A 16994-nucleotide genomic window follows, 5' to 3' on the forward strand; every position below is an offset into this window, starting at 1 on the left:
AAGAAATTACGAATTATATTTTTTTGGAATAAAATACATCACAGTTTCATATATCCCTTCCATATAATGTCTAAGGTATACATCGTAGTCATTTCTTATGCTAAGTATCAAATTGGGTACTTCATACCAGTCACTTGCTTTATGATAAATACATATAGCTAAGATAGGATGATATAGCTCTATTGTCTTTTTAGCACCTTCTAAGGCTTTTATTTCATCACCTTCAATATCAAGCTTAACAAAGTCTATTTTATCCTTTATAAGCTCATCAATTGTGTTTATATTCTGTGTTTGATAATCATGTCTACAGTTGTTTTGTACTTCATCAAGTTTATCTTCTACAAGGTGAATATTATTTCCAAGTCCATAGTTTAAAAACTCTATGTTTTTAAAGTTTGCATATTTTTTTTTAGCTATGTTTATATGAAGTAAGCTCGGTTCCACACAATAAATCTTATTGTAATCAGGGTAGTTCTTAAGTATGTACTCTAAAGTATCTCCAATATAAGCACCACCATCTAAGAAGTTTATATTTTCTATTTTTGGAATTATCTCTTTATCAAAGTATTGGTTTTCATGGTCATTTGTAAAACCTTGCATAAACTCTAAATCATAGCTAATTTTGAAGTTTATTACTTTTTCAAAAATTTCTTTTGATTTTTTATCTTTTAGAAGTTCATAAGTCTTTTTGTATTTATCTTTATTTTCTAAAAAGTCTTCTTTAAAATCTCCCATAAAAATAGGCGAGGGTAGTTCAAGTTTACTGTAGTTATAAAAGCTAAGATAATTGAAGTTTTTATATCCAAGTTCATCTAGCTTATTTTTTACCTCAAGCGGACTTCCTGTTGAAGCACTAAGAATTATAGAGTTTTCTTTTGGTATATCTTCTATTTTTAGAATATGTTTCTTTTTTGAGCTTTGAACTCTTGTAAAATCATCTATTATTCCATCAACTTCTATATGTTTAGCAATAGCTTTTCCAAATTTATTTATGCCTAAGATATATTTTTTTACATCTTTTGAGTTGATAAAAAGCTGTGTAAGCTTTTTATCTTTATGATTTATATAATCAAAGTCTATTAGATTCATTTATTACTTTGTGTAAGTAGTTTAAGACTTTTTGTATTAAAAAGTTTTAGTGTTTCACTTTTCATAGCTTTTAGTTCATTTGTGAAACCACTGTTTGCAAATAAAACATATGCATCAGCTTGTATACCAACATCTGTACAATCTTGCATAAGTTTAGTAAGTATTGCTTTTTTCATTTTAGAAGTGGCATTTTTACAAACACCAACTATTATTTTGTTTTCTTTTGTTTGTACTATTACATCAATTTGTCTTGATTTATCCCAGTATTTACCTAAATCTTTAATACCATCTTTTTCATAGAAATCTCTTGAGTATTCCATACATAATTCTTCAAAAATAAACTCTTGAAATTGTGTAAAGTTGTTTTTAAATCTCTCCTCAAATTCTGCATATTTTTTATCTCTAATACCTTTATAGATTGGAGAAACAAAAGCAAACCAAAATCTTAAAAAAGGTGTTGTAAATAGAAGTTTTTTTGATACATCACTGTTATCTACTTTTTTAGCTAAGAAGTTAAATGATGACTCAATCTCAATTATTCCTTTTTCACAAAGGTTATCAACACAAGTCATTCCCTCTTCAAAACTTATGTGAGCTCTTTTAAATGAAGCATTAGTTCTTCTATCACTTAAAGCAATACCTGATAATACAGCATGATCTATATGATAACCACCTGTTAGTAAATGAATTTCTCTTTTTAAGTCTTCATAATTGTTTAAGATATGAGATTTTATTAATTCTTCTAAAGGTTTTGTAGTATCAATCTTTAGGTCATATCCACCAAATACATTAAAGTATTTAACTGCTGTTTGCATATCCTTTGGATTGTTTTTTTCACAAAAAAGCGCAAACTGCTTCTTTGTTGATAAGTCGATTAAAAAAATGTTAGTCCTTTGTATTTTTATATTTTAAATAAATCTTTTGGATTTATATGATAAGAGTTTTTTGTAGCTTGAAACATTAGGTTATCGTTTACTCTTCCTACAACATAACCTTTTTTTATCCATTTCCCAACTCTAAGTGTTGGAGCTATTTCATCTAAATGAGAGTAGATTGTATGTAAGCCATTTTGGTGTTGTACGATTACAACATTTTCAAGCATTCCTGCATTTTTTTTAGCATATACAACTTTTCCGTTTAATACAGATACAACCTTAGCTTTTGGTCTTTTTGTTTTTAAAACAACTGATTCATTAAATAGTTTTATCTTATAAACAGGGTCATAATAAGTTCCAAATTTTTTTACAACCTTAAAAGATTTTAAAGGTGCTATTGTTTTACTTCCTCTATATCTTGTGATTTTTACACCAGATGTTGAAGAACCTATCTTTCTTACATCAAGATTAAGTTTTTGAGCATATCTTTGATTTCTATCTTGTGATGATACTACTTTTTTAGAGTTTGTTTTATTGCTTTCTTTTTTCTTTTTTTCAGCAAGTAGTCTTCTAATTCTCTCTCTTCTATCACGCTCTTTTTGTATCTCTTCTTTTTTCAAGATGTTTAGCCTTGATAAAAGAGTTTTTAAAGATTCTTGTTTTCTTACCACTTCTTTTAGTTGTTCTTGATACTCTTTATGTTGTTTCTCCAAACTACTAAGAGATTGTGAGTGTTTTGATTTTAAAGAGTTTAAAGTCTTTTTTGTTTCTTGTCTCTCTTTTATATAAGAAGAGATTTTTTTGATTTTCTTTTGATTTTCTTTTGTATTACTTGTAAGTAAATCATAGTTATTGTTAAGTTTTAGTATTTCATCTTTAGAATTTTGTGATAAAATAGTATATATTTCACTATCCACAAGCTCTTTTAAACTATCTTTTGAAGCTAATTTTAAAGCAATTGATGTTGAAAAGTCTTCAATAATAGTATCAACTATTTGTTCTTCATTTGTTGTTTTTTTCTTTATTAATTTTGAAGATTTTGTTTTAAGTAAAGATATTTTCTTTTTAGAATCTTCTAATAGTTCCGTATGTTTTTCAATATCAGCATTAATTCTTTTTATATCTTTTTCTAGATTGGTGATATTACTATTTTGCTCGTTAATTTTTTTTGATAAATCATTGATTTTTTGAGTAGTAGCTCTTTTTTTAGAGACATTACTATTTAAAATCTTTTTATTACTTTGTATTTTTTTATCTATAGATTTAGTAGAAGTATAACTAAATGTACTTAGTAAGATTATTGTAAAAAGTATTTTAATCATTGTTTATTTTGTACTTTAATAATACGCCAATTATCGTAAACAAAGATATTCCAAAGGATAATAAAAACAGTTTAGATAATTCACTATATAAATCTATCTCAACATTTATTATGTCTTTTAGCTCATATGGAAAAATCACCATCATATTGCTTGAAACATAATATAAAAATGCACCAACAATTATAAAAGAAAATAGTGAACTAAGGATAGCATAATTTAACACACTTGAAGCACTATATAAAATAGATGCACCATGTAATCTTAAAATAGCTATTTTTGTACTATGTTCATGAAACCAAAGTTTTACTTGTTTAGCTATTATAATTATTGCAAAAATTGTAATGATAAAAAATAGAATAAAAGTAATACTATTTAATAAAACTAATAACAGATAAGTTTGATTATGATTTTTAGAGAATACTTCTACTTTTCTTATGTTTTTATTTTGAAGTAGGGTATTTTTGATTTCATCTAATTGAGTTGTTGTAGGGAACTCTTCTAAAAATATCTGATAGAAATTTGGAAGTTTTCTTTTTAGTAATTCTACAGATGTATCAGATAAATTTGATTTGATATTATTGATAATACGATTTTTCTTTAAAGTTTGTATTTTTTCTACATCAATTCCTGCTAAAGTATTAATATTTTCTTTTATAAGTGGAGTGTTTGTAACTATAACAATCGAGTAATCATTTGATATTTTTTGTTTATAGTTATCTACTACATTATTAATTAATAAATATATTGAAAAAGTAATTAGCATTGAAGTTAAAGGAATTAAAAAAGCAAAAATATTTTTAAGAAACTTCATATATCATACCATCCTCTAAAGACAACTGTCTAAATTTAATACCTAAGTTCTTAGGAACTCTATGTGTTACAACTACAATAGTAATACCTAGTTGTTCATTTGCACCTTTTAGTAAATTCCATACAACTTCAGCAGAATAATCATCAAGATTTCCCGTAGGTTCATCTGCAATAATAATTTTTGGGTTATGTGCTAATGCACGTGCTACAGCAACTCTTTGCTGTTCCCCACCACTTATTTCATTTGGGTAGTATCCAGCTCTATGTGATAGTCTTACATGAGCTAAAAGCTTATTTGCTTGATCTTTTGAAACTTCATTTGAGTATCCATTGATTTTAAGAGGTATCATAATATTTTCTTCAATCGTAAACTCACTAATAAGTTTATAATCTTGAAATATAATACCAATATCTTTTCTTAAAACCCTAAGCTTTTTACCACCAATTCCAAATACTTCTTGACCTTCAATTTTTAAGCTACCATGTTTTAATGGAATATCTCCATAAAATGATTTTAATAAAGTAGATTTACCACTACCTGAGTTTCCACCAATAAAGATGAATTCTTTTGATTTGATAGTAAAATTACCTTTTTTTATAATATATTTATTATCGTCATATGATAAGTATATATTCTTAGCTTCAATCATTTACTTAAAATCTCTTTTAATTTTTTATGTGCATTTAGGTTAGAACTTGTAGGAATAGGGCTTCCTTGATAATAAGAAACCTTTCCTTGCTCAACTAAGATATATTTACTTACAGGTCTATCAAAATTACCCATAGTAAGTTGTATCATTCCTGAGTTTTCTTTGTTTTCTAAAGTAAAAATATCTTCAATGTGTACAAAGTATCCATTTTCAACTACAGATTTTGTTGGGATATTTTCAATTAGTTTTAAATAATCATCAACTTCAAAGTCAAAATCAAAATCAGGTTTTATATCAATAGGCTCATCTTCTTGTGAAGATACTAACACTACATCATAAATGTTTTTACCCATTTTTTTCCATCTATCTTCATATTTGCTAGATACTTCTAAGTCTTTATTTATATCAATAGTAATTCTTCCCTTTGGAAGATTTGTAAGAAGTTCTGTACAATAATCAAAATATTTTCTACTATCAGTTCTAAGCTCTAAAGTCCCACCAATTTTTAAAACTCTTAAAGCTTCATTGATAAACTCATTTGAGTAAATTCTTCTATGTGGTTTTTTATCCCAAGGTACAGGGAAGTGTACAAATATTTTACCAACTTTGTTTGATTTAATAAACTCCATGAATAATCTAGCATCATAGTTAACTACTAAAACATTTTCTATTTCTTGAAGTTCTAATTGTTTTGATAATTGCTCAATTGATGGAGTATGTATTTCAAGCCCTACAAACTGTACATCAGGATTGTTTTTTGCTTGGTGGATTAGATGTCTACCACTTCCAAAACCAATCTCTATTTGTATTTCTTTGTCTGTATCAAATTCATCTACAAAATAGTTTATATCTTTTATATATTTGTTTTGTGGAACAATTTTATTTGAAAAGTTGTTTGTATTTGAAAAAATAATATCAGCTTCAATAGCTTTTGCATAACTGTTGATTGCATCTTTTACAACTGATACAGGAGAAATTCTTGTAACTTTATCAAACTTAACCATTTGATTTTCATCTTTTGGTCTTACAGTTAGTAAAAAGTCTCTGTTATCTTTTTGTACTGCTATTTTATATTCTGTATTTCTTTTTTTATCTGTAAAATTATATGACTTTGCTATAAACTTAAAATCAACACCATCACAAGTTGATGGTGTTTTAACTAAATCTGTTTTTTTATATACGATATGTGGCATTTTCTACTTTACTATTTTTGAATTTTTGGTAAGATTAATTCAGCTTCATCAGTCTTTTCTGAAATTAATCCATATGTGTCATTTGCTTGAATAGAGTATTTATATTGTACTCCATTGATGATATTATTGTCTTCAAATCTTAAACCTTTAATATCAGTAAACTTTTCTGTTTTACTTTCCCAGAAACCTGTTTGAGTAGTTTTATATACGTTATAAGAAACTGCTCTTTTATCTCCTGGTGTCCAGTTTAAAATTGCTTTAGAACCTTGAATTTGAGCAAGGGTCATTATTGGTTTTGAAGGTTTTGTAAGTGTCATACCCATTTTTGCATCAATTTTGTCAGAACTTCTTAAAAAGTCTTTATCAATTGAGTAAACTTTGTAGTAGTATGTTTTTCCATCATCATTTATATGATCTGTATAATCTAAAGTATTTTTTGTAAACTCTTTATGTTTTGTAAATCCAATACTTTTAAATGGACTTCTATAAATTACATATTTTATAACATCTTCTGTAGGACTTGGCTCCCATTTTAAAACAATTTTTTTAGGTTGATTTACTGTTACTTGAAGATTTTGTACACCAATTGGTAAAGGTTTTGTTTTTGCAGTTACTACTTTACTTGGCTGTGTTGCAATATCTTCAAATGTAAAAGCAATTATTCTATACTTAAATGTTTCATTGTTACCTAAGTTTGAATCAATATACTCAGCATTAAGTCTACCTTTGATTGTTTTTAAAGTAGTCCATTTAGTATTTTTTTCATCAAGTTTTTGTACTTTGTAATACTCGATTCTTAAATCAGGATGTGGTCTCCATACAATTTTTATTCTATTTGGAAGATCATTTATTCCCTGAACAAAACTTACAGGTAAAGCTCTTGCAGCAGTACTAGCTACTAGAGCTTTTGTTGTTTTTGACTCCATTCCATTTCTTGCTTTTGAAGAAATTTGGTAAACATATTTTGTATTTGGCTCTAAATCAGTATCCACAAAGTGTGTAGTGTATCTATTATCTAAACTCTCAATTAGTTTTAGTCTTCTACCATCTTTGTGCATATTAGCTCTATAGAAGTTATACCCCACAACTCTTGGGTCATCTATTTTTTGCCACTCAAAACCTATTGATGTAATATCTGATATCACCTTAACTGAGTTGTTATCAACTACAGGAATTGTATCATCGATTTTAGGTTTTATTGGAGTGTTCAGATTGTTTATGCTACAACCACTAAGTAAAAGAACTAAAGCTGTTAATGATGTTGTTTTCATCAATGTTGTCATTTATAATCTCCGTTTGAAAGTTGTTATTTAAAAAGTCATTCATATCATTTGGTAAATCTGCTTTAAAATTCATCTGTTTTTTTGTTATTGGATGAATTAAATATAGATTATATGCATGTAAATAAAATCTATTTATTTTATTTAAATCGCCCTTAAAACCATATAAATTATCTCCTAAAATATGCCTATTTATCGAAGCTAGGTGTACTCTTATTTGATGAGTTCTTCCTGTAAATAGTTTTGCTGCTATTAGCTCATATTTTTCATTATTGCTTTGTTGTATTTTGGCAAAAGCTGACTTCGCATTTTTACCATTTAATTCTATTGACATTTTTAGTCTATTGTTTGGGTTTCTAGCAATTGGCTTTTCCATTACAACATTATCTTTTAAAGGTAAATCAATGATTGCAAGATAGTATCTTCCCATAGATTTATCTTCAAGTTGTTTTGATAAGCCTACATGCGCTTCATTTGTCTTTGCAACTACCATAACACCACTTGTGCCTTTATCAAGTCTATGAACTATTCCATGTCGCTCTTCACCACTTATTGTAGATAAAGATATATTTTTTAACTTTAACCAATCAACAAGTGTTGCATCTTTTACACTTGGTGCATCATGTACTGTAAGATTGTAAGGCTTGTTTACAACTAAAATATGTTCATCTTCATAAATTACCTTTACATCTTTACCCTCAAGCGATTCTTTTACAAAAGTTTCATCTTTTACTGGGTTTAGTTCAGTCTCGGGGAAGTGAACATCAACTTTTTGATCTACTTTTAATTTAAGACCTGTTTTACTAACTGTCTTTCCATCAACTTGTACAAACTCTTTTTTTATAAGTTGTTCTATTTGATTCCTAGATGCATCAATTTGTGATGCAAGGAATTTATCTAGTCTATTTGCTTCTTGAACAATAAAATTTTTATCCATATTTAGATACTCTTTCACTATGCGTTTATTTGATAAGAGGATTATATCCCATTTTGATTATTTATTACTAATTTTTGTTTTACCTTTGGTGTTTTTATCACATCACCTTATAAGTGAAACAAATGAAATATTAGCAAAGAAACAATTAATATACTTTTCAATTTCACTAATTGCTTTTGCATTTGTGTTTATTTTGCCAATTAGGAAAAAATTAAGACTAATTCCGTTTTTATATTGGGTAGGTATTGCATTGCTTTTAGCTGTGGAGTTTTGGGGAGTAACAAAGCTTGGTGCAAAAAGATGGTTGCCAGTTCCAATTTTAAATACAACTATGCAACCCTCAGAGCTTATTAAACCTATTTATATTTTAATGCTTGGGTATTTAATACATAGTAGACCACCCCCAAAAAAAGGTTATGGATTAAAAGATTTTATATATTTTTCTTTTTATATTCTATTGCCTTTTATTTTGATTGCAAAAGAACCTGATTTAGGAACTGCACTTGTAATGCTTTTAGTTGGGTATGGTATTTTATTTATTATTGGTGTAAACTGGAAAATTTGGGCAACTATTATTTTAAGTATTGGTTTATCTTCTCCTTTGATTTATACTTATTTAATCAAAGATTATCAAAAGAAAAGAATTAAAGATTTTATATCTGAAAAACCAAGTTATCACGTACAACAATCAATTATTGCTATTGGTTCAGGTGGACTTGTGGGGAAAGTAAGTGAAGATGCAACACAAACACAATTGAAGTTTTTGCCAATTGCAACAAGTGATTTTATTTTTGCTTATTTTGTGGAAAGATATGGTTTTTTAGGTGCTTTAGGGCTCATTTTTATTTATGTTTTACTTATTATGCATTTATTAAGTATGAATTATTACTATAAAGATGATTACGTCATTCGTTGTTTTGCCTCCGGATTGGCACTTTTAATATTTTTTAACATGAGTGTTAATATTTTGATGGTTATAGGTTTTGCACCTGTTGTAGGTCTTCCCTTGCCTTTATTTTCTTATGGTGGAAGTTCTTTTATTAACTTTGTAGTTATATTTGCTATATTAGAGAATTTATTAGCTTTTAGGTATATGGATATGTATAACTATGAAAGAAGATTATAGCTTATTTTAGTGTAAATAAAATAAGCTATTTACTTTTTATTAAGCTTTTAGCAGTATCATTGATTTGTGTACAAAATTTTATACAAAAGGATAAAGAATGACACATGAATTAATGAAACTACCTTATGAAATAGATGCCTTAGAGCCTTTGATGTCAAAGGAGACTTTAGAGTATCACTACGGAAAACATCACCAAACATATGTAAATAAATTAAATGAGTTAATAAAAGATACAAAATATGAAAATTTACAATTAGAAGAGATTATTAAAACTTCTCAGGGTGCTATTTTCAATAATGCCGCACAAGTTTTTAATCATGACTTTTTTTGGAATGGTTTAAGTCCAAATGAAAAACAAATACCAATAAACTTAGAAAATAAACTATTAGAAACTTTTGGTTCTTTGGATGAGTTTAAAAAAGATTTTATCGATAAAGCAACAGCTCATTTTGGTTCAGGATGGGCATGGCTAGTAAAAGATGCTGATAATAAATTAAGTATTATTTCAACAGCAAATGCACAAACTCCTATTGTAGATGGTTTAAAGCCCCTTCTTGTATGTGATGTTTGGGAACATGCTTATTATATTGACTACAGAAATGCAAGACCTAATTATTTAGAGAACTTCTGGAAATTAGTAAATTGGGATTTTGTAGCACAAAATTTAGAAAACTAAAAAAAAGGCTAACTATTCTATAGTTAGCCTTTTTATTTATACTTTTAAAACTTTTTTAGTTTTCTTTTACTATTTTTTTTACTTCTTCAAGAAGCTCAACAGAAGCTTCAATCTCTTCTTTTCTAATTGCAACACTTTCAATATTACAACCAACTGGAATACCTCTTTTTTTACCAAAGATATAAAGTTCTTCAAAAATATCTCTTGATAGTTTAACTGACTCTTCTAAAATATTACCAGATTCTTTTAAATCCTCTTCTAGATAGTTTGGAATGTTAATACCTAACCATTTCATAAAGTCAAGTGTTTTAGCACTACCACAAGGAGTTAATGTAAAAATAATAGGTACCATTTCTAAGTCATTTTCTTTTACATATTTTGCATAATCTGTTAAGAATATCTTTGATGCTTCTAAATCATATACACATTGAGTAATAAAAAACTCACAAGAACTATCTATTTTTGATGCAACTCTTAAATGCTCATCATGTTTCTTAGAGTGTCTTTCAGGTATTGCTATACCACCTAAACAAAGATTATCATTTACTTTTCTTTTTAGTTCATATGCTTGTTTTAAAGTAATATTTGTTTGCTGTTCATGGGAAGCAGCACCTACAAATACAGAGTGAACTTGACTTTGTTTTGTCTCTTCTAACCATGTAGAAAATCTCTCTTCATTATAGTTACCAACTGCTCTATAAACAATTCTTGGAGTTTTTAAATCTTGTAAATAGTTTTTTGAATACTCACAAGGATTGATTGTTTTGATAAATGGAAAAGGTCTTTTTTCATCAGTTCTATCTGACTCATCTTGAATATCGTATAAAACTAAACCATCAACATTTAATTTAGAGATTCTTTCAACGTGTTTTTTTGCAATCTCTTTTATTTCTTCTTCTGTATGCTTTACTTTAGGTGGTGTAATACCATATAAAATAATGCCTTCTTCTTTCTTTCTTATCTTATCTGTTAACATTTGTTACCTTGATATAAATTATTAAAATTTTCGTATTTTACTAAGTTATGTTTAAATTTATGTAAAAGACTATGGTTGATTTTGATTATTAAGTATTACTTTAAGCATATCAAGGTCATATATAGATGGTCCACAACTCTCTTTTGTAGTAACTATTTTTATAAGCTCATCATTTTTATCATCTAAATAATCATATTCTAAAATATATTGTTTCTTAAGTAAATCAAGCGTAGTTTCATCTTCACATAAAGAGTTTTGAACATCTTCCTTGAAGCTTTTTAGATTCAAGCTCGCTATATGAGAAAACCTTTTATTTACTATTTGGTATGTATATTTTATTTTGTTATCTTTTTTATCAATAGCTTTTAGATTTGTATATGAATTAACTTTTATTGGAACTTGTTCTTTATATAATTCAATTTGAGATTCTATAAAATAGTCTTCTAATAAATAAACTTTTATAAGCTCAAGACTTGTAATAAGTGTTATTATAAGATTTAAAGTAACTAAAACTTTTGCAAAAAATGAAAAAACTTTTGAACCTGTATATTTATTTGCACTTCTTATTACAGCTATGAAAATAAATATTGTATATAAAAATAAAATAGAGAATAAAAATAGATCAAGCAGTGTTTCTTGTTTATGAAAAGTTAACTGATAATGAGTGTTTTCTAAATCAAGTTCAATATAACTATTTAAAATAAAAGTAATTAGTACAAAATAAATCCAAAATACTATATTTAAGGCTATTTCTCCTTTGAACAGTTTTCTAAAAAACTCATTTAGTTTTGTCATTTTCATTTTCCTTTTAATAAAGTCTATATTGTACATTAAAGATAAGCTTCGTGGCACTTTTTGGTCTAGGGTAGTCTTTATATGCTATTTTAATCAGCTCTAAACTATAGTCATCAAAAACAGAGTATCCAGATGAATTACTTATCTTTAAATTTGAAATATCCCCATTTGGATGGAATATAAAAGATACTTGATTTATACCTGATATTCTCATTTCTCTTGCTATATAAGGATAACCCATCTGATTTAAAACTCTTTGTGTTATTGCTTGAAATGTATTTAAATTTTTCTTAATAAATGCTTTTTGTACTTTTGTAAATGTTTCAAATTCTCTACCATAAAGTCTTTCAACTTGGCTTGTCATTTTCTCTTCTTTAGAATCCCTTTGAGATAAAAAGTCTTCAAGTGTTTTATTTTGAATAGATTTTTCTTTATTTACAATTTGATTTTTTAAGATTTTATTTTGCAGTTTTTTACTTTTTTCTAATTGTTTTTTAGGAAGCTTTTTTTGAACTGTTTTTTTCTTTACACTTTTTTTTGTTTTCTTTTCAATTTTTGGTTTTTGTACTTTTTGTTTTTTAATATTTGGCTTTTTTAATTCTTTTTTAGGCTCAATTTTTTTAGCTTCAGGCTTTTTCTTTAGTTTTACATATTTAATTTCAGTTGTTTTTTTTATTTCTTCTTTATTCTGTATGTTTTTTTTAGGCTCAGGTTTTTGCGTAAATGAGAAAATAAATAAGAAATGAAATAAAATAGATAGGAAAAATGCAATTAAAATTAGTTTCATAAAAGGATTATATTAAAAAAATACTAATACAATATTAATCAGTTTTTTTAAAAGCTTATATTTTATTATTATTTGTTATAATATTAGTTATATAAAATTAATAGGTGTTTTTTTGAAAGAACTAGAATTTTTTAATATCATAAAAAATATATTTAGCACTAAAATATATTTACTAATTTCTTTTTTATTCCTCTCTTTGATGTTGTTTATCTCTTTTTTTGTTAAAAGTACAATAATACCTTCATTTAAAGAACAAGTTATTTCTAATATTATTGATAATACTACAAGATTGGCTTTTAGAATTTCTAAAAATATGGATTTTGAAAATCTAAGCAAAGATGATTTGTCTAAAAACTTGGCACTTGATTTAAGTATTTTTAAAATCTCTAAAATTCATTATTTTGATAAGTATGGAAAGATTATTTATTCAACAAAAAAAGAAAAAATAGATAATCAAAAAATTGATTGGTATTTCTCTGATGTTTTAACAAAGGGCAAAATCTATTATGAAATAGAAAAAAATGATAAAAACACACTTTTAGAAGTTTATGTTCCTATTTTAAAAGGTGGGGACTATCAAGGTGCTTTTGAATTATATTATGACATTACAAATGAGATGAATAGTTTTGAAGAACTATCAACTAAAATTATGAGTTTAGTACTGTTCAGTGGTACTTTTTTCTCTATGATATTTTTAATTGTTATGTATAATGCAAGCAAAAGTAATCTTAAATTAAAGAATAATGAGGGTAGGTTAAAAGAACTTGCTAATACTGACAGTTTAACAAAACTCTATAATAGAAGATATTTTTATAAGATTGCTACAAAAATATTAAAGTTATCACAAAGAGCAAAACAAGATATTTGTATATGTATGATAGATATTGATAATTTTAAAAACATAAATGATACATATGGACATCACTTAGGTGATTATGTAATAAAAAACTTAGCTAAAAGGCTAAATACATTAACAAGGCAAAGTGATATAGTTGCAAGATATGGTGGAGAAGAGTTCGTATTGCTTTTTCCTAATACAAGTATAGAAGGTGCTCAAATAATTGCTAAGAAGATATGTAAAGAAATTTCTGAACAAAAACTAATTAACAAAAAGATTAATCTAAGTTATACAATATCTTTAGGGCTTAGTTTGTATAATGGAGAAGATTCAATAGATGATTTCATTATAAAAGCTGATGAGAGTTTATACAAAGCTAAACATGCAGGGAAAAATCAAGTTATATTTTAGAGCTTACTTTTACTCTATCGTAAATATTTTTTGGGTATCCTATGGCAAAATTATTACTGAATAGGATATTAAATGTTTGATAATTCAATAAAAGCATATGAAGAAGCAAAAGAAGTTATTCCAGGTGGTGTTGACTCACCTGTAAGAGCTTTTAAAAGTGTTGGAGGAACTCCACCATTTATTGAAAGAGGTGAGGGTGCTTATCTTTTTGATATTGATGGAAATAAATACGTAGACTTTGTACAATCATGGGGACCACTTATTTTTGGTCATGCAGATAAAGATGTTGAAGAAGCAGTTATTAATACAGCTAAAAAAGGTTTATCATTTGGTGCTCCAAGTCCACTTGAGACTGAACTAGCAAAAGAGATTGTTGATATGTTTGATAATATTGACAAAGTAAGATTTGTAAGTTCAGGTACTGAAGCTACTATGTCAGCTATTAGACTTGCACGTGGTGTTACTGGTAAAAATGATATTCTAAAGTTTGAAGGATGTTACCATGGACATTCAGACTCATTACTAGTTCAAGCAGGTTCAGGTTTAGCTACTTTTGGAACTCCTAGTAGTCCAGGTGTTCCAGCTGATTTAACTAAGCATACTTTACTTTGTGAATATAACAACATAGAAAACTTAAAAAAATGTTTTGAAGACTCTGATGATATTTCTTGTATTATTATTGAGCCAATTGCAGGAAATATGGGATTAGTTCCAGCAAGTCCAGAGTTTATCAAAGCTTGTAGAGAATTATGTGATGCAAATGGTGCATTACTTATTTTTGATGAAGTTATGACAGGTTTTAGAGCCTCTTTAAAAGGTGCAAGTGGGATTTTAGAAGAGCAAGCTGATATTATTACTTTTGGTAAGGTAATTGGTGCAGGAATGCCTGTAGGTGCATTTGCTGCTTCAAAAGATATTATGAATCACTTATCTCCTGATGGGGCTGTTTATCAAGCAGGAACATTAAGTGGAAATCCTGTTGCTATGAGTGCTGGTCTTGTAAATCTTAGAAAACTAAAAGCTAATCCAGAAGTTTATGAAGAATTAAATGCAAAAGCAGTTAAGTTAGTAAATGGATTTAAAGAAGTTGCTTCTAAAAACAATATTGCGTTACAAGTTAATACAAGAGGTTCTATGTTTGGTTTCTTCTTTTGCGAGGAATCTCCTACAAACTTTAAAGAGGTTGGTAAATGTGACTTTGATAGATTTGCTAAATTTCACCATGAAATGATTAAAAAAGGTTTCTATTTTGCTTGTTCTCAATATGAAGCAGGATTTATGTCAACTGCTATTTCAAATGAAGATATTGAAGCTTGTATTGAAGCAGCAAATGAAGTTATGAAAAACTTATAAGGATAATAAAATGGATATTTTAAAGAGTGTAGATTTAGTAAAAAAAGCAAATATTTACTTTGATGGAAATGTAACAAGTAGATCTTTCGTTGACTCAAATGGTGAAGATAAATCACTTGGTATTATGATGCCAGGTGAATATAATTTTGGAACAAATGCAGCTGAGTTAATGGAAATCTTAGATGGTGAAGTTGAAGTAAAACTTGCAGGTTCTGATACATGGAATACATATACAGCAGATACATCATTTGATGTACCTGCTAATTCTAGTTTTGATATTAAAGTAAAAACAATTACTGATTATTGTTGTTCATATATTAAGTAAGGTCTTGCATGGAAAATAAACAAAATAATAAACCTAAACATCAAGCTAAACTACAAGCCTTAGATAACTTATCTTTAGGTATTTCTATGGTAGCTGCTGTTGCTATTGGATTTGGTGTTGGATATGGGCTAAAAGCTCTTACAGGTTATGAGTGGACATTATGGCTTGGAGTTTTCTGGGGAGTTGCTGCTGCTGGACTTAATATACAAAAAGCATATAAAAGAGCTCAAAAAGAGTTTGAAGGTTTAGAAAACGACCCAAGATATGCACATAGAGCTAAGTATGGGGATAAATCAGACAACGATGATGAAGATAAATAAAACCATTTTAGATTTTGCAAAAGTATTTATAGTAATAAATCTTTGTTTAATTATCTATTCTTTAGGTTTTCATGATAAATATTGGCTATTAAATGCACAGGTCGCATTTATAGCCTCATTATTTATAACAATTACTTCTTTCTTTTCTTATAAGAAAAATATCCAAAATAGAATATCTACAATTGATTATTCAAAAGAAGATTATTCAAATGAGCAAAGAGATAAAGTTGATGAGATTGATGATCCATATGATTTATACAGTGAATATAAAGAGATTCCAGAAGAAGAACTAACTCCTGAAAAAATTAAAGAAATAATCAATGATGAAAAAACAAAAGTTAAAAGAAACTCTTTTAAAAATGCAATATTTAGTGCAGGTGGTTTTCTATCGATTTATAGAGTTTTAGGATATGGTTTATTGGTTTTTTCATTTTTTGCTTTAAATAACAATAATCTATTTTTACCAATTGCTTTTTTAGTTGGATTAGGTGTTGTTCCTATTGGTGTTTTATTCTCTAAGTTTGTATTTAAAACTTAGAGAATAAATTTAAATAATAAGAGGTAAGTCAATAGTTATATTGTCTTCTTCACAACTTAAAATAAAAGCAGAGTGATCTCTTGCTTTTAATGCTGTTACATCTGTTTTTTTATCTGACTGAATTTTTACACTAATTAAAGAGTACTTTTTCCCATCAATTCTTATATATTCCCCAATCTTAAGCATTACAGAACACTTAATAGTTGTAGCTTCGCTAAATGCTTGAAATATATCATTTACTACTTTTATAAAAGAACTAGCCTCTAATTTAAAATCAGGGATAGAAGGATCATAGTTTTTTACATAGTTTATTTGGTTTTTGATTTTTTGTGTTGATATAGCTAAATCAAGTATTGTAAAGATATTAGTATTATCTACATTTGAAATATTAAGCTTTGACTCTTTTTTAACCATAGCACTTTTATAAAGTTTCATATGAATTTCATCTTCATCTTCATATTTTACAGTGATAGCATAAAAAGTATAGTTTTTCATTGATAAATCAATATAAGAGGTTTTAGCCCCGAAGGATTGAGAAGCATATTTCAATGCTAACTCAAAAAGCTCATTTTGCTTAATTCTACTAAGCAAAAATTGAGCCTCACTATTTGAATAAGTGATTTTCCCGCTTTGATTAAAAGATATTATAGGGTTTAAATCTAAATCAACCCATTCTTCAAAGAAGTTCATTTC

General features: G+C 27.2%; 19 protein-coding genes. 7 read left to right on the plus strand and 12 right to left on the minus strand.

Features of this window, described 5'->3' with window-relative positions; all coding sequences use genetic code 11:
• Window positions 1-6 precede the first annotated feature (6 nt).
• From NJU99_RS06445 to NJU99_RS06480, 8 genes are all read right to left on the minus strand, one after another.
• Window positions 7-1089: an FkbM family methyltransferase gene (locus NJU99_RS06445; RefSeq protein WP_254577903.1), complete on the minus strand. Its 1083-nt coding sequence runs from the start codon at window positions 1087-1089 to the stop codon at window positions 7-9.
• Window positions 1086-1904 (minus strand): DUF234 domain-containing protein, encoded by an 819-nt coding sequence (locus NJU99_RS06450; RefSeq protein ID WP_254577904.1) that lies wholly within the window; start codon window positions 1902-1904, stop codon window positions 1086-1088. Before NJU99_RS06450 ends, NJU99_RS06445 begins: the two co-directional genes overlap by 4 nt.
• Before the next feature lie 86 nt (window positions 1905-1990).
• Window positions 1991-3286 (minus strand): murein hydrolase activator EnvC family protein, encoded by a 1296-nt coding sequence (locus NJU99_RS06455; protein ID WP_254577905.1) that lies wholly within the window; start codon window positions 3284-3286, stop codon window positions 1991-1993.
• Entirely contained in the window at window positions 3279-4097 is an 819-nt protein-coding gene (locus NJU99_RS06460) for a cell division protein FtsX (protein ID WP_254577906.1), read from the minus strand. Before NJU99_RS06460 ends, NJU99_RS06455 begins: the two co-directional genes overlap by 8 nt.
• Window positions 4084-4746, minus strand: coding sequence for a cell division ATP-binding protein FtsE (locus NJU99_RS06465; protein ID WP_254577907.1), 663 nt, complete (start codon window positions 4744-4746; stop codon window positions 4084-4086). Before NJU99_RS06465 ends, NJU99_RS06460 begins: the two co-directional genes overlap by 14 nt.
• Window positions 4743-5939, minus strand: a complete 1197-nt coding sequence (gene trmB, locus NJU99_RS06470) for a tRNA (guanosine(46)-N7)-methyltransferase TrmB (RefSeq protein ID WP_254577908.1) — start codon at window positions 5937-5939, stop codon at window positions 4743-4745. Before trmB ends, NJU99_RS06465 begins: the two co-directional genes overlap by 4 nt.
• Before the next feature lie 11 nt (window positions 5940-5950).
• Complete coding sequence (locus NJU99_RS06475) at window positions 5951-7222, minus strand: fibronectin type III domain-containing protein (RefSeq protein ID WP_254577909.1); 1272 nt, start codon at window positions 7220-7222, stop codon at window positions 5951-5953.
• The gene (locus tag NJU99_RS06480; protein ID WP_254577910.1) at window positions 7170-8156 is read right to left on the minus strand and encodes an RluA family pseudouridine synthase; all 987 of its coding nucleotides are present in this window, start codon (window positions 8154-8156) and stop codon (window positions 7170-7172) included. Before NJU99_RS06480 ends, NJU99_RS06475 begins: the two co-directional genes overlap by 53 nt.
• A 19-nt stretch (window positions 8157-8175) precedes the next feature.
• Between NJU99_RS06480 and NJU99_RS06485 the strand changes: the two genes are divergently transcribed.
• Both NJU99_RS06485 and NJU99_RS06490 read left to right on the plus strand, forming a co-directional pair.
• Window positions 8176-9282, plus strand: coding sequence for an FtsW/RodA/SpoVE family cell cycle protein (locus NJU99_RS06485; RefSeq protein WP_254577911.1), 1107 nt, complete (start codon window positions 8176-8178; stop codon window positions 9280-9282).
• 97 nt (window positions 9283-9379) lie between these two features.
• On the plus strand, window positions 9380-9958 hold the full coding sequence (locus NJU99_RS06490; RefSeq protein ID WP_254577912.1) for a superoxide dismutase: 579 nt from the start codon (window positions 9380-9382) through the stop codon (window positions 9956-9958).
• A gap of 55 nt (window positions 9959-10013) precedes the next feature.
• Here the strand turns inward: NJU99_RS06490 and NJU99_RS06495 are convergent, their stop codons facing one another.
• The 3 genes from NJU99_RS06495 to NJU99_RS06505 all read right to left on the minus strand — a co-directional run bounded on the left by NJU99_RS06495 (window position 10014) and on the right by NJU99_RS06505 (window position 12516).
• Window positions 10014-10934 carry a methylenetetrahydrofolate reductase gene (locus NJU99_RS06495; protein WP_254577913.1) on the minus strand — a complete coding sequence of 307 codons (921 nt, stop codon included), beginning with the start codon at window positions 10932-10934 and terminating at the stop codon, window positions 10014-10016.
• A 69-nt stretch (window positions 10935-11003) separates the two neighbouring features.
• Window positions 11004-11729 (minus strand): hypothetical protein, encoded by a 726-nt coding sequence (locus NJU99_RS06500; protein WP_254577914.1) that lies wholly within the window; start codon window positions 11727-11729, stop codon window positions 11004-11006.
• Window positions 11730-11742: 13 nt separating this feature from the next.
• A complete protein-coding gene (locus NJU99_RS06505) occupies window positions 11743-12516 on the minus strand; it encodes an energy transducer TonB (RefSeq protein WP_254577915.1) in 774 nt (257 codons plus the stop codon).
• A gap of 112 nt (window positions 12517-12628) precedes the next feature.
• Here NJU99_RS06505 and NJU99_RS06510 point away from each other — a divergent pair, with 112 nt between their 5' ends.
• The 5 genes from NJU99_RS06510 to NJU99_RS06530 all read left to right on the plus strand — a co-directional run bounded on the left by NJU99_RS06510 (window position 12629) and on the right by NJU99_RS06530 (window position 16301).
• A complete protein-coding gene (locus NJU99_RS06510) occupies window positions 12629-13765 on the plus strand; it encodes a GGDEF domain-containing protein (RefSeq protein ID WP_254577916.1) in 1137 nt (378 codons plus the stop codon).
• A 72-nt stretch (window positions 13766-13837) separates the two neighbouring features.
• Complete coding sequence (hemL, locus tag NJU99_RS06515) at window positions 13838-15118, plus strand: glutamate-1-semialdehyde 2,1-aminomutase (protein WP_254577917.1); 1281 nt, start codon at window positions 13838-13840, stop codon at window positions 15116-15118.
• A 10-nt stretch (window positions 15119-15128) separates the two neighbouring features.
• Window positions 15129-15443: a pyrimidine/purine nucleoside phosphorylase gene (gene ppnP / locus NJU99_RS06520; protein WP_254577918.1), complete on the plus strand. Its 315-nt coding sequence runs from the start codon at window positions 15129-15131 to the stop codon at window positions 15441-15443.
• 8 nt (window positions 15444-15451) lie between these two features.
• The gene (locus NJU99_RS06525; protein ID WP_254577919.1) at window positions 15452-15763 is read left to right on the plus strand and encodes an AtpZ/AtpI family protein; all 312 of its coding nucleotides are present in this window, start codon (window positions 15452-15454) and stop codon (window positions 15761-15763) included.
• Complete coding sequence (locus tag NJU99_RS06530; protein WP_254577920.1) at window positions 15747-16301, plus strand: hypothetical protein; 555 nt, start codon at window positions 15747-15749, stop codon at window positions 16299-16301. The genes NJU99_RS06525 and NJU99_RS06530 overlap by 17 nt, the downstream gene beginning before the upstream one ends.
• Before the next feature lie 9 nt (window positions 16302-16310).
• On the opposite strand, the gene NJU99_RS06535 is transcribed toward NJU99_RS06530, so the two are convergent.
• Entirely contained in the window at window positions 16311-16991 is a 681-nt protein-coding gene (locus NJU99_RS06535) for a hypothetical protein (RefSeq protein ID WP_254577921.1), read from the minus strand.
• Window positions 16992-16994: the final 3 nt, after the last annotated feature.

Origin of the sequence: Arcobacter roscoffensis (genome assembly GCF_024267655.1) — a bacterium.
Taxonomy (GTDB): Bacteria; Campylobacterota; Campylobacteria; order Campylobacterales; family Arcobacteraceae; genus Arcobacter_B; species Arcobacter_B roscoffensis.